Consider the following 15,051-nt stretch of genomic DNA (forward strand, 5'->3'; position numbering starts at 1 on the left):
CCGGAGCGCGTCGTAACGATCGAAAGGGCAACCATCGTGAAGCAGCACGTCACCCGGTGGCTCCCCGCCGTCGCGAAGACCGCCTACGCGAAGACCACCACCGTCGCCCAGAACCGCCGCGCCGCGCTGACCGTCGCCGGCGTGGCCGCCCTGGGCGGACTGGCCTTCGCCCCCACCGCCGTCGCCGCCCCGGTGACCAGCGGACCGCACGCCGGCGCCGTGGCCGCCATCGACCTCGCCACCGGCAAGAAGACCGCCACCGAGGCGGCCAAGTCCGGCCTGACCACCGGCGGCGACAAGGTGCCGGCCAAGGCCGACCGGCCGGCGCGGGACAAGCTCATGCCGCACGGCGTCGAGGGCGCGCAGTCGCGTATCCCGCTCGACGACGCGCAGGTCGACAACGCCAAGGCCATCGTCGAGGCGGCCAAGGAGACCGGTGTGGGGGAGCGGGGCGCGGTGATCGGCGTCGCCACCTCCCTCCAGGAGTCGAAGCTCTACAACCTGGGCCACCTCGGCACGTACAACGACCACGACTCGGAGGGCCTGTTCCAGCAGCGCCCGTCGTCCGGTTGGGGCTCGTCCGAGCAGATCACCGACCCGGAGTACGCCAGCAAGGCGTTCTTCGGCGCCCTGAAGAACGTCGGCGGCTGGCGGGACCTGCCGCTGACCAGCGCGGCGCAGACGGTCCAGGTGTCCGCCTACCCGTACGCGTACGCGCAGTGGGAGGAGCAGGCCGCGGACATCGTCCAGCAGCTCTGGTAACGCGTACCCCAAAGAACGGCCGGCCCCACGGGGCCGGCCGTTCCGCTCTCCCCGCCCGCCCCGCCCCGCCCCGCCCCCGCCGATCTTGCAGTTGTGGCCCTTGTAATGTCCCATTAGCCCGGTATGCACGGGCAGAAACTGCAAGATCGGCGGGGAGGCGAGAGCGTCCCGCCGTCGGTGCGGGCCCTGGACCTCTGCGAGAGCGGGCGCGAGGCGCCGTGGTGGCATCCGACCGGATTGGCCTCGTGAGCGGGGTGTCCGGTTCGGCGGTGGTGGGTGGCACTCTGGCGGCGGAATCGGGGCGGGGTGCGGGGCGTTGTAACCCGGTGAACGACCGAGGAAGGCAAGCCCCGCACCCCCGCCCCCTCGGGGAATGACGGTGGCCGGCCGGTCGTTACACACACTCCCGGCCCCGCGACGAGCCCCGCGCTCCGCGCCCACGCCGGAACCCCTGATCTTCGAGCGCCTGACGGTGCCCGCACCCCCGCCCCTGGGGTGTGTCGACCCCCGAATGGAGCCCCCTGATGAACACGATCCTGCGTAAGAGCATCCTGGGTATCGCTGGTCTGGCCTTCACCGGTGGCGTGTTCGCCGGCCCGATCGCCGCCCACGCCGACACCCCCGCGCACGCCGCGAGCAAGCCGGTGACGGCCACCGTGCAGGGTGAGCAGTCCACCATCGCGCTCAACGGTGAGCAGACGGCCAACGTGAAGGCGATCATCGCCGCGACGAAGAAGGCCGGCCTGCCCGAGCGGGCCGCGGTCATCTCGATCGCCACCAGCCTGCAGGAGTCGAAGCTGGAGAACCTGGGCCACCTCGGCGACCGCAACGACCATGACTCGCTGGGTCTGTTCCAGCAGCGCCCCTCCAGTGGTTGGGGCACCCCGGAGGAGATCACCGACCCCGAGCACTCCACCCTCGCGTTCCTGAAGGGCCTCAAGCAGGTCGACGGCTGGCAGGACATGCCCCTGACCGAGGCCGCGCAGACCGTGCAGGTGTCCGCCTACCCGGACGCGTACGCGCAGTGGGAGAAGCAGGCTACCGACCTCGTCGCCCAGCACTGGACCAAGTAAGCACACACGCCGAAGCCCGGCCCCCGAAGCATGGGGTGCCGGGCTTCGGCGTGTTAAGCGGGGCCCCTTCCTCTACCGGAGGCGTTAACGGGGGGCCCCTCCTTACGCCGGCCGGCGAGGATGTCGACCACGGCGGCGGCCAGCGCCAGCACGATGATGCCGGCGGCCAGCAGCAGCGAGTGCCGGAACGCCACCGACCAGTCGCCCCGGTGGTCGGCGAGCGTCGAGAAGAACAACGCGCCCACCGCCGCGATGCCGGCGGCCGAGCCGATCCGCTGACCGGTCTGGAGCATGCCCGCCCCGCTGCCGGCCATCGGCACCGGCACCTCGGAGAGCGTGAGCGTCTGGTTGGGCGCGATCACCAGACCGCTGCCCAGCCCGGCGACGAGCAGCGGCAACGCGGTCCGCCACGGCACGTTGTCGTGCGGCCCGCCGGTCAGCACCAGGTCGGTCGCGACCAGGCCGACCACCACGGCGAGCAGTCCGATCGCGACCAGCGGCCGGCCGTACCGGGTGACCACCCGGCCGCCGAGCGCGGAGGCGAGCGCCGAGCCGAGCGCGAACGGGGTGATCGCCAGGCCGGCCACCAGCGCGCTGTAGCCCAGCCCGATCTGGAGGTAGAGCGTGAAGATGAAGAAGATCGCGGTGAAGCCGGCGAAGTAGGCCAGCCCGATCAGCGAGCCGAGGGTGTACGAGCGCAGCCCGAACAACCGCAGGTCGAACAGGGGTGTGGCGTGCCGGGCGAACCGACGCTCCCAGAGCGCGAAGCCGGCCAGCAGCACCAGGCCGAGCGGGATCAGCAGCCACTTGGCCGGGCCCTGCCACTGCTCGCGTTGCACCAGCGGCAGCAGGATCACGGTGACGCCGGCGCCGAGCAGCAGCACGCCCACCGGGTCGAGTCGGTGCCGGTCCGGTTGGCCACCGGGCCGGGCCGGCATCAGCCGCCAGCCGAGGACCATCGCCACGATGCCGACCGGGATGTTCACGAAGAACACCCACCGCCAGCCGTGCTCGGCGCCGCCGAGCTGGATGAGCAGGCCGCCGAGCAGCGGCCCGACCGCGGTGGAGATGCCGATGGTGGCACCGAGCAGCCCGAACGCCCGACCCCGGTCGGCGCCCCGGAACAGTTGCTGGATCATGCCGCTGACCTGCGGGTTGACCACGCCGGCCGCGGCGCCCTGGACGAGCCGGGCGACGATCAGCCAGGTCGCCGAGGTGGCCAGCCCGGCCAGCGCGCTGGTCAGCGTGAACAGTCCCACCCCGACCACGAACGCGGTACGCCGCCCGCGCGCGTCACCGAACCGCCCGGCCGGCACCAGCACCAGGCCGAACGTCAGCGCGTACCCGGACAGCACCCACTGCAGGTCGCTCGGACCGGCGTGCAGCGCCCGGTCGATCGACGGGACGGCGACGTTGACGATGCTGACGTCCAGCAGCGTCATGAACGCCGCGACCAGGCCGACGCCGAGCGCCCGCCAGCGACGCCGGTCGTCGATCCCGGTGTCCGCCACCGGCGACGCCGACCGGTCCTCGCTCATCGTGCCCCCCACAGACCGTCGATCACGCATCCCCGATCGCTACCCGGACCCCGGTGGGGCAAACGACGCGGTCAGGTCGTCTGGCGCGCGCACCAGCGGGGCCCGAAGTCCAGGCCCGACATCGGCGAGTCCTCCCGGTGCAGCAGCCCCCGCTCGGTGAGCGAGTGCAGCGGCTCGTGCACCTCCTCCTCGGTCATCTGGGTCTCCTCGGCGATCAGATCCGGGTAGGGCACGTGCCCGCGCACCTCCAGCGCGGTCACCGCCTGGTAGACCCGTTCCTCGACCTCGGACAACTGGACCTGAGGCATCGTTCCTCCTCGGCGTGGGCCGCCCGCCCCGCGGACAGCCGGCGACCGGCGGTTACCCCGCCGGCAGGCGATGATGCCCACCCGTTCGAGGGTCGTACCGGGCGGTCCGCTCCGCCGGTGCCCTAGGCTGCACCCGTGATCATCTGGGACCTCGTCGTGGTCGGTGGCGGGCCCGCCGGACTCTCCGCCGCGCACGCGGCGGCCCGGGCCGGCGTGCGGACGCTGGTGGTCGAGCGGGCCACCCATCCCCGGTACAAGACGTGCGGCGGCGGCCTGATCGGCACCTCCCTGGCCGAGGTCGACGGCCGGGTGGAGGTGCCCGCGCACCACCACGTCGACCGGGTCACCTTCACCCGGGACGGGCGGCGCGCGTTCACCCGCCGCTACGGCGCGCCGCTGGTCACCATGATCCGCCGTGAGGAGTTCGACGACCGGCTGCGCGCCGCCGCGGTCGCCGCCGGCGCCGAGGTCCGCGAGGGCGTCGCGGTGCGCGCCGTCGAGCAGGACCCCGACGGGGTACGCCTGCGGCTGGCCGACGGCGAGGTGGTGCGCGCCCGGACCGTGGTCGGCGCGGACGGCTCCTCCGGCGTGACCGCCCGCCACGTCGGGGTGCGCTTCCGCCAGGTCGACCTGGGGCTGGAACTGGAGTTGCCGGTGCCCGCCGCCGAGCGGGAGCGGTGGCGCGGGCGGGTGCTGCTCGACTGGGGGCCGATACCCGGCTCGTACGCCTGGGTCTTCCCGAAGGGCGACCGGCTCACCGTCGGCGTCATCTCCGCCCGGGGCGACGGCGAGCGGACCCGGGCCTACCTGCGGGACTTCGTGACCCGGCTGGGGCTGGCCGGGATCGACCCGGAGCACGACTCGGGCCACCTGACCCGCTGCCGCGCCGACGACGCGCCGCTGCGCCACGGCCGGGTGCTGGTCGCCGGCGACGCGGCCGGGCTGTTGGAGCCGTGGAGCCGGGAGGGCATCAGCTACGCGCTGCGCTCCGGCCGCCTGGCCGGCGAGGCGGTCGCCGACGGTGACCTGGACGCGTACCCCCGGGAGGTCGGGCGGCGGCTGGCGCCGGAGATGCGCGCCGGGCACCGGCTGCTGGACGTGTTCGAGCGGCGGCCCGACGTGTTCCACGCGTTGCTGGCCAGCCCGCCGGGCTGGCGGATGTTCGTCCGGTTCTGCCAGGGCCGGGTGGACTTCGCCGAGGTGCTGGACCGGCGGCCGGTGCGGGCCGGGCTCGCCCTGCTCGACCGGTTGCCCACGGTCAGGGGACGATGACCGCCCGCCCGTGGATGTCGCCCCGGCGCAACGCCTCGTACGCCTCGGGCGCCTCGGCCAGCGGGAACGTCTGCACGTCGGCGTGCAGCCGGCCGTCGCGGCCCAGCGCGATCACCTCTTGGAGTTCGGCCCGGGTGCCCCAGAACGGCACCACCACGCTCGTCTCCAGCGGCACCGGGGGTGGTTCGTCGGCGACCGGTCGGACCGGCAGCGTGCCGCCGGCCAGGCCGACCAGCAGCAGGTGACCGCCGGTGGCGACGACCTGCCGGGCGGTGTCCAGGGTGGGTTGCGCGCCGACGAAGTCGAGCACCACGTCCGCGCCGCCCGGCGGCGGGCCGACCAGCTCGCGGATCGTGGCCGCGGCGTCCGGCCCGGCCGGCACCACGTGGTGCGCGCCCAGGCGGCCGGCCAGGTCCAGCGCCGCGACGCTGGTGTCCACCGCGACGATCCGCACCGCCGTGGTGGCCACCAGGATCTGCAACGCCATGTGCCCCAACCCGCCGATGCCGATCACCACGCAGGTGGTGCCGGGCCGCAGCCGGTCCCGGGCCAGCTCCACCGCGTGGTACGGGGTCAGCCCGGCGTCGGTCAGCGGGGCGGCCTGGGTGAGGTCCATGTCGCCGACGTGCAGCAGCCGGGACGCCGGCACCGCCACGTACTCGGCCAGCCCGCCGTCCCGGCTGAGCCCGATGCCGCCCAGCGGGTTCACCCGGCAGCGGTTCTCCTCGCCGCGCAGGCAGGCCCGGCACCGGCCGCAGCCGATGATCCCGTAGACCGCCGCCCGGTCCCCGGGCGACCAGCCGTCCACGCCCGCGCCGGCGCTCTCCACGGTGCCGGCGATCTCGTGGCCGAGCGTCATCGGGGTGGGGAACATCCCCGCCGCCGCGTCGAGGATGTGCAGGTCCGAGTGGCAGGCGCCGACCGCGCCGACGCGCAGCAGCACCTCGCCGGGGCCGGGCTGCGGCGTCGGCACATCGGTCAGCTCCAGCGTCCCGGGAGCGGTCATCCGTACCGCGCGCATGTCACCCTCCACCTCGTCGCCACCGGTCGTCGCGGCGGCATACCCGTGCCGTCCCGGTTGATACCGGCGGGGGTGTGGCGGGTGCACAATGCGAGCATGAGCGAACCGGTCGAGTCGTTCACCGACGAGGAGTACGCGTTCCTGCGGCATGTCCGCTTCGGCGAGCTGCCGACCCGGGTGAGCCCCGAGGAGCGGGCGGAGTCCACCGAGACCGACACCCGCCCGGACCGGCCGGACCCGCTGGGTGGCGAGTCGGAACGGCACCTGAGAGCCGGCGGCTGACACGACGAGGGCCCCGGCGCGACGCCGGAGCCCTCGTCGGGGTGATCAGAAGACCGGCACGCCCTCGCGGACCAGCTTCCAGTTCGGCACGAAGAAGTCGGCCGGGTCGATGACGCCCTTGGCCTGCGCCCAGTCGATCAGCAACTGGCGGATCTCCTGCTGCGCGTTGTAGACCTGGGTCTTCACGATGCCGGGGAAGTTGCCGCCGCCGCTGCGCCGGTAGTTGTTCACCGCCACCACGAACTGCGCGTCCGCGGGGAGCGGGGTGTCGGTGCCGGCCAGCACCAGGCGGGTGATCCGCTGGCCGACCGGCTTGGAGATGTCGATTTCGTAGTCGACGCCGGAGAACACGTCGTAGTTGTAGTCCGGCACGGCCGGGTCGCTGATCGTCTCCGGGTTCACCGGCGCGCCCACCGGCACCGTGACGAAGTACTTCGCCGAGTACTCCAGGTACGCCTTCACCTCGGCGCCGGTCAGCACGACCGCCTCCAGGGTGTTGTCGTACACGTAGAGGCCGGCCACGTCGCGGATCCGCACGTCACCCTGCGGGAAGACGGCGGTGCGGCTGAACGGCGCGGCGATCGACAGCACCGGCAGGCCCGCGTACGCGCCGCCGGCCAGCGCCGCGGTGACCACCTCGGTCTGGACGTGGTTGATGAAGTCCAGGATCGGGGTGTCCTTGTAGCGCGACTCGGCGGCGGACAGCTCCACGCTCGACTGCGCGACGACCTTGTTGACGTAGTCGACGGTCTTGGCGTGCTGGCCGCGGACCGCCGCGAGGACCGCCGGGTCCTCGACCACGGTGTTGGTGTTCAGCGTGGTGGCCGACGAGTCGACGACCTTCCAGCAGCCCTTCTCCCGGGCCAGCGTGAAGTCCATCCGGGTCAGTCGCTGGCCCCACTTCGACGGCTCGGAGGTGAGCACCGCCTTGCCGGTCTTCAGGTTGGTGACGAACTTCTCCGGCACCTCGTTGTGGGCGTGGCCGAAGAGGATCGCGTCGATGCCGGGCACCTGCTCGGCGATCAGCGCGGTCGGGTTCTCGTTCGGCAGCTCCGGGCCGTAGCTGGAGGTGCCGCTGTCGCCGCCGTGCGCGGAGATGATGACCACGTCGGCGCCGCGCCGGCGCATCACCGGCACCCACTTCGCGGCGGTGGCGACCATGTCGGCGAAGACCAGGCGGCCCTCGACGTTGGCCTTGTCCCAGATGGCCACGCCGGGGTTGGTCAGGCCGAGGATGCCGACGCGCAGCTTCGGCGCGCCGTGCCCGCCGAGCCGGACCTCCTTGATCACGTACGGCAGGAAGGCCGGCTTGCCGGTCTTCTCATTGATCGCGTTCGCGGCGAGCGCCGGGAAGCCGAGCTGCTTGATCCAGGTGGCCAGCAGCGGCAGGCCGTAGTTGAACTCGTGGTTGCCCAGCGTGACGGCGTCGTAGCGCAGCACGTTCATCGCGTTGGCCATCGGGTGCGTCTCACCGGTGCTGGTGATCGGCTCCTGCTTGGCGTAGTAGGTGGCCAGCGGCGTGCCCTGGATGGTGTCGCCGGCGTCGAGGACCAGCGTCGCCTTGCCCGTGCGCTCGGCCCGGATCTGGTTGACCAGGGTGGCCAGCTTCGCGACGCCGACGTCGTTGTGCTTGCTGTCGTCGAACTCGGCGTCCTTGTAGTAGTCCCAGTTGTAGACGTTGCCGTGGGTGTCCGAGGTGCCGAGGACGGTGAGGTCCCAGGTCTTCGGCTGCTTCGGCTTCGCCTCGGCGGGCGCGCCGGCGAGCAGGGGAGCGGTCGCCGCGGCGGCGGCGACGGCCAGCACCTGGCGCCGCGAGGCGCCGGAGGAGGAGGTCAATGCGGTGCCTTTCGGAGGGGGTACGCGCCTCGTGGGCGCCGTTGCGCACCATAACCACCAGGTGTCGCAGGCGCCACATCACCCCGAGATGTTTCCCCGCGCGTTCCCGCCCGGTCAGCGGGGCCAGACGGCCATCCGGCGGCGCACCTCGGCGATCCGCGCCGTGTCCAGGCCGTAGCGGGTGAACCGGCGGTCGGGCAGCCCATCGAGGTAGCGCCCGGCCGCGCGCACGTCCTCGTCGTCCAACGCCGGGTCCACCTGGCGGGCCAGCTCCAGCAGCTCGGGCACCGCGTACCTGTCGAGCGCGGCGGAGACGTCGATGTAGTCGCGTACCTCCCGCCGGTTGACCAGCGCGGCGGTCTTGTTGGCGATCAGGTCCCGCACGTCCATCACCGGGCCGAAGTCCATCACCACCGGACTGCGGTGCCGGTCCAGGCGGGCCAGGCTGAGGCGGATCTCGCGGCCGTCCCGGCTCACCACGAAGTCCCGCAGGTCGCGGTCGTAGCCGTCGAACACCTCGCCGAGCCCGCCCGGGTCGGACTCGTCCACCCGGTAGCCGGCCCGGCGCAGCGCGTCCCGCACGTCGGTGGCCGCCGCCGCGGCGGCGCCCTCCACGTCGGCGAACAGGTCGACGTCCTCGGTGGGGCGGGTGACCAGGCCGTGCGCCGCCCAGGCCACCCCGCCGCCGAGCACGAAGCGGTGCGGGCCGGCGGCGGCCAGCGCCACCCGGGCCACCTCCCGGTAGAAGTCGTGCGGGTGCGTCACGCGGCGCGCAGGCTCCGGTGCCGGCCCTCCCAGGCCAGGCGCACGCCCCGGGGCAGGTTGAGCAGCGGCCACACCCGGCGCAGCGTGCCCGCGTGGATCAGCTCCCGCAGGTCGTCCACCCGGCTGGTCTCGCGCAGCACGTTCTCGTACATCCAGAGCAGTTCGTCCGGGTCGGCCAGGTCGAACGCGCGTTCGCTGCTCCACATCAGGCGCACCGGCAGCTCGACGATGCCGGCGGTCGGGCCGGTCAGCTCGGCCAGGGTGCGCGCGACCACCGCGGGGCGCCCGGGCCGGGCGAGGTACGCGCTGGCGGTGGCCGACATGGCATCAGGGTAACCCCTGCCCGGCGTCCAGGTCTGCACGGTGGGTGACCGGGGTCACGACGCCCGGCGGAAGAACCCGCCTCCCGGTACCGTTGTGCAGAGCGTCGGTGTGACCAGTGTCCCCGGGCCTCACCTAAATTGCCTTCGCGGAATACCGTTCGGCTGGAGCCGCGTCGCGCCACTCGCCGAGAGGCGACCTGCACACCGACGCCCAGCGCCGCCCCGGCCCTCCGGTCGGGGCGGCGCTGTTTTCCGCTCGGCTCGCGGGCGCCCGAACGCTGGCCTAGTGTGCTGAGGGTCAGCCCGTGCTCGGCGTGGAGGGGGTGCCCGGATGGGTCTGAAGACGTTCATCCAGGGGTGGCCGGTCTACCGGCAGCTCACCGGCACCGATCCGCTGGGGCGCGGCGCGGCCGCGCAGTCGGCGCGCTCCGCCGGGCTGACCCCCCGCACCGAGACCGCCGACGGTGTGGCCCGCTCGGTCTGCCCCTACTGCGCGGTCGGCTGCGGGCAACGGGTCTTCCACTCCGACGGACAGGTCACCCAGATCGAGGGCGACCCGGACAGCCCGATCTCCCGCGGCCGGCTCTGCCCGAAGGGCTCGGCCAGCAAGAGCCTGGTGACCAGCCCGCTGCGCCAGACGAAGGTCCGCTACCGCCGGCCGTACGCGACCGAGTGGGAGGACCTGGACCTCGACGTCGCGCTCGACATGATCGCCGACCGGATCCTCGCCGCCCGCGCGGAGACCTGGGAGGACGTCGACGAGAAGGGGCGACCGCTCAACCGGACGCTCGGCATCTCCAGCCTCGGTGGCGCGACGCTGGACAACGAGGAGAACTACCTCATCAAGAAGCTGTTCACGGCGATGGGGGCACTCCAGATCGAGAACCAGGCCCGTATTTGACACTCCGCCACCGTCCCCGGTCTGGGGACCAGCTTCGGTCGCGGCGGCGCGACGGACTTCCAGCAGGACCTCGCCAACGCTGACGTCATCGTCATCCAGGGCTCCAACATGGCCGAGGCCCACCCGGTGGGCTTCCAGTGGGTGATGGAGGCGAAGAAGCGCGGCGCGAAGGTCTTCCACGTCGACCCGCGGTTCACCCGCACCAGCGCGCTCGCCGACACCTACCTGCCGATCCGGGCGGGCACGGACATCGCGCTGCTCGGCGGCGTGGTGCGCTACATCCTGGACAACGAGCTGGACTTCCGGGAGTACGTGCTGGCCTACACCAACGCGGCCACCATCGTCAGCGAGAAGTTCGCCGACACCGAGGACCTGGACGGCCTCTTCTCCGGCTACAACCCGGAGACCGGCTCCTACGACCACGCGAGCTGGCAGTACGAGGGCCAGGAGGGCAACACCACGATCCGGGGCACCGGCAAGGAACGCGACTCGGCGTCCGGGCTGGAGCACGAGTCGCACGGTGAGCCGGTGCCGGCGCAGACCCAGCGGGACGAGACGTTGCAGCACCCACGCTGCGTCTACCAGATCCTCAAGCGGCACTTCTCCCGCTACACCCCGGAGATGGTGGCCCGGGTCTGCGGCATTCCGGAGGAGAAGTTCCTGGAGCTGGCCCGCGCCTGGACGGAGAACTCCGGCCGGGAGCGCACCGGCGCGCTGGTCTACTCGGTCGGCTGGACGCAGCACAGCGTCGGCGTGCAGTACATCCGCACCGGCTCGATCATCCAGACGCTGCTGGGCAACATGGGCCGGCCGGGCGGCGGCATCCTGGCGCTGCGCGGGCACGCCAGCATCCAGGGCTCCACCGACATCCCGACGCTGTTCAACCTGCTGCCCGGCTACCTGCCGATGCCGCACCACGCCGACCACCCGACGTTCGACAAGTGGGTCGACAGCATCCGCCACCCCGGCCAGAAGGGCTTCTGGGGCAACTCGCGGGCGTTCGCGGCGAGCCTGCTCAAGGCGTACTGGGGTGACGCGGCCACGCCGGAGAACGACTTCGGCTACGGCTGGCTGCCCCGGATGACCGGCGACCACGGGACCTACCAGCAGGTCCTGAACATGATCGACGGCAAGGTGAAGGGCTACTTCCTGCTCGGGCAGAACCCCGCGGTCGGCTCGGCGCACGGCCGGGCCCAGCGCCTCGGCATGGCCAACCTGGACTGGCTGGTGGTCCGCGACCTGTTCCTGATCGAGAGCGCCACGTTCTGGAAGAACAGCCCGGAGATCGCCACCGGGGAGATCGTGCCGGAGGAGTGCCGCACCGAGGTGTTCTTCCTGCCGGCCGCCTCGCACGTGGAGAAGGAGGGCACGTTCACCCAGACGCAGCGGATGCTGCAGTGGCGGGAGAAGGCGGTGAACCCGCCCGGCGATGCCCGCTCCGAGCTGTGGTTCTTCTACCACCTGGGCCGGGTGCTGCGGGAGAAGCTGGCCGCCTCCACCGCGCCCCGGGACCGGGCGTTGCTGGACCTGGCCTGGGACTATCCGACGCACGGGCCGCACGCCGAGCCGAGCGCCGAGGCGGTGCTGAGGGAGATCAACGGCTTCGACGTGGCGACCGGCCGCCCGCTGAACGCGTTCGCCGAGGCGAAGGACGACGGCTCCACCGCGATCGGCTGCTGGATCTACACCGGTGTCTACGCCGACGGGGTGAACCAGGCGGCGCGCCGCAAGTCCCGCCACGAGCAGGACTGGGTGGCCGCCGAGTGGGGCTGGGCGTGGCCGGCGAACCGGCGCACGCTCTACAACCGCGCCTCCGCCGACCCGGAGGGCCGGCCGTGGAGCGAGCGCAAGAAGTACGTCTGGTGGGACCCGGACGCCGGCGAGTGGACCGGCTACGACGTGCCGGACTTCGAGAAGACGAAGCCGCCGTCGTACCGGCCGCCGGAGGACGCCTCCGGGCCGGCGGCGCTGGCCGGCGACGACCCGTTCGTCATGCAGGGCGACGGCAAGGCCTGGCTGTACGCGCCCAGCGGCGTGCTCGACGGCCCGCTGCCGACGCACTACGAGCCGGCCGAGTCGCCGATGCGCAACCCGCTCTACGGCCAGCAGGCCAACCCGACCCGCAAGATCTACGAGCATCCGGTCAACCGGATCAACCCGAGCCCGCCGGAGCCGCACAGCGAGGTCTTCCCGTACGTGTTCACGGTCAGCCGGCTCACCGAGCACCACACGGCCGGCGGGATGAGCCGTACCGTGCCTCGCCTGGCGGAGTTGCAACCGGAGATGTTCGTCGAGGTGTCCCCGGAGCTGGCCGCCGAGGCCGGGCTGGCGCACCTCGGCTGGGCACACCTGGTCAGCGGGCGCGCGGTGATCGAGGCCCGGGTGCTGGTCACCGACCGGCTCACCCCGCTGCGGGTGGACGGGCGGATCATCCACCAGGTCTGGCTGCCCTACCACTTCGGCACCGAGGGGCTGGTCACCGGCGACTCGGCGAACGACCTGTTCGGCATCACCCTGGACCCGAACGTGCTGATCCAGGAGAGCAAGGTCGGCACCTGCGACGTCCGCCCCGGCCGCCGGCCCACCGGGCCGGCCCTGCTCGACCTGGTCGGCGACTACCAGCGCCGCGCCGGGATGCCCGCGGACCGGAAGGTGCCGATCGTGACCACCGACGTGCTGGGCGGGGAGAACGCGGCCGGTAGCACCGACGAGCAGACGCCCGAGGCCGCGGCGCGCGACGGAGAAGACCATGCCTGACGCCAACAGCCTGTACGGACCGCTCGACCCGGCCCCCGACGCCGGCTGGGAGTCCGCGCCGCCCCGGATGGGCTTCTTCACCGACACCAGCGTCTGCATCGGCTGCAAGGCGTGCGAGGTGGCCTGCAAGGAGTGGAACGGCGTCCCGGACTCCGGGTTCGACCTGCTCGGCATGTCCTACGACAACACCGGCGCGCTGACCGCGAACTCGTGGCGGCACGTCGCGTTCATCGAGCAGCCCCGCCCGGCGGGGCACCGCACGCCGCCGTTCGCCGGCGACCCGACCGGCGCGGTGACCAGCAGCCCGACGTCGGCGGCGGTCGGCGCGGCCACCGCTCCCGACACCGGCACCGACCCGGGTCTGCCGCCGGGGCGGGGCGAGGCGGCGGCCCGGATGGCGGCCGGGCCGGAGTTCCTCGGCATGCCCGGCGCGCAGCCGCCCGGCCGGGGGACCGGCGTGGAGAGCCGCACCGACTTCCGCTGGCTGATGATGTCCGACGTCTGCAAGCACTGCACGCACGCCGCCTGCCTGGACGTCTGCCCGACCGGTTCGCTGTTCCGCACCGAGTTCGGCACCGTCGTGGTGCAGGAGGACATCTGCAACGGCTGCGGCTACTGCATCTCCGCCTGCCCGTACGGCGTGATCGACCAGCGCAAGGACGACGGCCGGGCGTGGAAGTGCACGCTCTGCTACGACCGGTTGGGCGCCGGCATGACGCCGGCCTGCGCGCAGGCCTGCCCGACCGAGTCGATCCAGTACGGCCCGCTCGACGAGCTGCGGGACCGGGCCGCCCAGCGGGTGGCCACGCTGCACGAGCGCGGCGTGCCGGAGGCCCGGCTCTACGGCCACGACCCGACCGACGGCGTCGGCGGCGACGGCGCGTTCTTCCTGCTGCTGGACCAGCCGGAGGTGTACGGGCTGCCGCCGGACCCGGTGGTCACCACCCGGGACCTGCCGAAGATGTGGAAGCGGGCCGGCCTGGCCGCGCTGGCCATGGCGGCGGCCACCGTCGCCGCGTTCGTCGGAGGATCGTCGTGAGCCCGGACCGTCCGGTGGGTGCCCTGTTCCGTCGCTTCCGGGACCGGCTCGCCGCCGACGGCGTACCGGCCGAGAGCGGCAGCCGGGCCACCGGTGTCGGCCCCGGCCGCGCCGACACCGCCGCCCGCGAGGCCGGGCTGGCCCCGCACCCGCCCCGCGACACCGCGCCCACCACCGGCCGCCGCCGACGCGGCGGCAAGGGCGGCGGTGAGCAACTGAACGTCCCCCCGGCGGAGTTCACCTCCTACTACGGCCGGCCGGTGCTCAAGCCGCCGGTGTGGAAGTGGGACATCGCCGCCTACCTGTTCACCGGCGGGCTCGCCGCCGGCTCCTCGCTGCTGGCCGCCGGCGGGCAGCTCACCGGGCGGCCCGCGCTGCGCCGCGCCGGTCGGGTCACCTCGCTGGCGGCGGTCAGCGCCAGCGCCTACTTCCTGATCAACGACCTGGGCCGGCCGAGCCGCTTCCACCACATGCTGCGGGTGGCGAAGGTGACCTCGCCGATGTCCGTCGGCACCTGGATCCTCAGCGCGTTCGGGCCGGCCGCCGGGCTGGCCGCGGTCGCCGAGATCGCGCCCCGGCTGCCCGAGCGGGGCGTGCTCGGGCTGGGCCGGCGGCTGCTGCCCCCGGCCGGGCACGTCGCCGGGCTGGCCGCCGCCGTCACCGCGCCGGCGCTGGCCACGTACACCGGGGTGCTGCTGGCCGACACGGCGGTGCCGTCGTGGCACGAGGCGTACCCGGAACTGCCGGTCATCTTCGCGGGCAGCGCGCTGGCCAGCGGCGCCGGCGTCGGGCTGGTGGCCGCGCCGCCCGGGCAGGCCGGGCCGGCGCGGCGGCTCGCGGTCGCCGGCGCGGCGCTGGAGCTGTGGGGCGCGCACCGGGTGGAGAACCGGCTCGGCCTGCTCAGCGAGCCCTACGCCGACGGCACCCCCGGGAAGCTGCTGCGCGCCGGCCGGGCGCTCACCGCCGCCGGGGTGGCGGGCGCGTGGCTGGGCCGCCGCAGCCGGCTGCTCTCCGTGGCGTCCGGCGGCGCCTTGCTCGCCGCCTCGGTCTGCACCCGCTTCGGCATCTTCCACGGCGGCGTCGCGTCGGCGCGCGACCCGAAGTACACGGTGGTTCCGCAGCGCGAACGCGCGGACCGGCGGGCCTGACACCTCGCCGGGCGGTCGCCGGGCCG

At 73.3% G+C, this 15,051-nt stretch carries 13 protein-coding genes; 7 read left to right on the top strand and 6 right to left on the bottom strand.

What is annotated here, in order from left to right:
• Window positions 1-36 precede the first annotated feature (36 nt).
• Both H1D33_RS09050 and H1D33_RS09055 read left to right on the top strand, forming a co-directional pair.
• Window positions 37-762 carry a hypothetical protein gene (locus H1D33_RS09050; RefSeq protein ID WP_181568494.1) on the top strand — a complete coding sequence of 242 codons (726 nt, stop codon included), beginning with the start codon at window positions 37-39 and terminating at the stop codon, window positions 760-762.
• Window positions 763-1,286: 524 nt separating this feature from the next.
• On the top strand, window positions 1,287-1,835 hold the full coding sequence (locus H1D33_RS09055; protein ID WP_181568493.1) for a hypothetical protein: 549 nt from the start codon (window positions 1,287-1,289) through the stop codon (window positions 1,833-1,835).
• Window positions 1,836-1,888: 53 nt separating this feature from the next.
• Here H1D33_RS09055 and H1D33_RS09060 read toward each other — a convergent pair whose 3' ends face one another.
• Window positions 1,889-3,373, bottom strand: coding sequence for an MFS transporter (locus tag H1D33_RS09060; protein WP_414685493.1), 1,485 nt, complete (start codon window positions 3,371-3,373; stop codon window positions 1,889-1,891).
• Window positions 3,374-3,444: 71 nt separating this feature from the next.
• Window positions 3,445-3,681 (bottom strand): hypothetical protein, encoded by a 237-nt coding sequence (locus tag H1D33_RS09065; RefSeq protein ID WP_181568491.1) that lies wholly within the window; start codon window positions 3,679-3,681, stop codon window positions 3,445-3,447.
• 135 nt (window positions 3,682-3,816) lie between these two features.
• Here H1D33_RS09065 and H1D33_RS09070 point away from each other — a divergent pair, with 135 nt between their 5' ends.
• Window positions 3,817-4,953, top strand: coding sequence for a geranylgeranyl reductase family protein (locus H1D33_RS09070; RefSeq protein ID WP_181568490.1), 1,137 nt, complete (start codon window positions 3,817-3,819; stop codon window positions 4,951-4,953).
• Here the strand turns inward: H1D33_RS09070 and H1D33_RS09075 are convergent.
• On the bottom strand, window positions 4,940-5,974 hold the full coding sequence (locus tag H1D33_RS09075; RefSeq protein WP_181568489.1) for an NAD(P)-dependent alcohol dehydrogenase: 1,035 nt from the start codon (window positions 5,972-5,974) through the stop codon (window positions 4,940-4,942). The two genes, H1D33_RS09070 and H1D33_RS09075, sit on opposite strands and share 14 nt — an antisense overlap.
• Before the next feature lie 96 nt (window positions 5,975-6,070).
• Between H1D33_RS09075 and H1D33_RS09080 the strand changes: the two genes are divergently transcribed.
• The gene (locus H1D33_RS09080) at window positions 6,071-6,256 is read left to right on the top strand and encodes a hypothetical protein (protein WP_181568488.1); all 186 of its coding nucleotides are present in this window, start codon (window positions 6,071-6,073) and stop codon (window positions 6,254-6,256) included.
• Between the two features lie 45 nt (window positions 6,257-6,301).
• On the opposite strand, the gene H1D33_RS09085 is transcribed toward H1D33_RS09080, so the two are convergent.
• The 3 genes from H1D33_RS09085 to H1D33_RS09095 all read right to left on the bottom strand — a co-directional run bounded on the left by H1D33_RS09085 (window position 6,302) and on the right by H1D33_RS09095 (window position 9,180).
• The gene (locus H1D33_RS09085) at window positions 6,302-8,092 is read right to left on the bottom strand and encodes a bifunctional metallophosphatase/5'-nucleotidase (protein WP_181568487.1); all 1,791 of its coding nucleotides are present in this window, start codon (window positions 8,090-8,092) and stop codon (window positions 6,302-6,304) included.
• A 114-nt stretch (window positions 8,093-8,206) separates the two neighbouring features.
• Window positions 8,207-8,857: a nucleotidyl transferase AbiEii/AbiGii toxin family protein gene (locus H1D33_RS09090; RefSeq protein ID WP_181568486.1), complete on the bottom strand. Its 651-nt coding sequence runs from the start codon at window positions 8,855-8,857 to the stop codon at window positions 8,207-8,209.
• Window positions 8,854-9,180 (bottom strand): hypothetical protein, encoded by a 327-nt coding sequence (locus tag H1D33_RS09095; RefSeq protein ID WP_181568485.1) that lies wholly within the window; start codon window positions 9,178-9,180, stop codon window positions 8,854-8,856. The genes H1D33_RS09090 and H1D33_RS09095 overlap by 4 nt, the downstream gene beginning before the upstream one ends.
• A 331-nt stretch (window positions 9,181-9,511) precedes the next feature.
• Between H1D33_RS09095 and fdh the strand changes: the two genes are divergently transcribed.
• Genes fdh through nrfD form a run of 3 tightly spaced genes read left to right on the top strand, consistent with a single transcriptional unit; the run spans window position 9,512 to window position 15,025 of the window.
• Window positions 9,512-12,838, top strand: a complete 3,327-nt coding sequence (gene fdh, locus H1D33_RS09100) for a formate dehydrogenase (RefSeq protein WP_181568484.1) — start codon at window positions 9,512-9,514, stop codon at window positions 12,836-12,838.
• Entirely contained in the window at window positions 12,831-13,877 is a 1,047-nt protein-coding gene (locus H1D33_RS09105) for a 4Fe-4S dicluster domain-containing protein (protein WP_181568483.1), read from the top strand. The genes fdh and H1D33_RS09105 overlap by 8 nt, the downstream gene beginning before the upstream one ends.
• Window positions 13,874-15,025 carry an NrfD/PsrC family molybdoenzyme membrane anchor subunit gene (gene nrfD, locus H1D33_RS09110; RefSeq protein ID WP_181568482.1) on the top strand — a complete coding sequence of 384 codons (1,152 nt, stop codon included), beginning with the start codon at window positions 13,874-13,876 and terminating at the stop codon, window positions 15,023-15,025. Before H1D33_RS09105 ends, nrfD begins: the two co-directional genes overlap by 4 nt.
• The last annotated feature ends 26 nt before the right edge of the window (window positions 15,026-15,051 follow it).

The sequence above is a fragment of the Micromonospora ferruginea genome (genome assembly GCF_013694245.2).
GTDB lineage: Bacteria > Actinomycetota > Actinomycetes > Mycobacteriales > Micromonosporaceae > Micromonospora > Micromonospora robiginosa.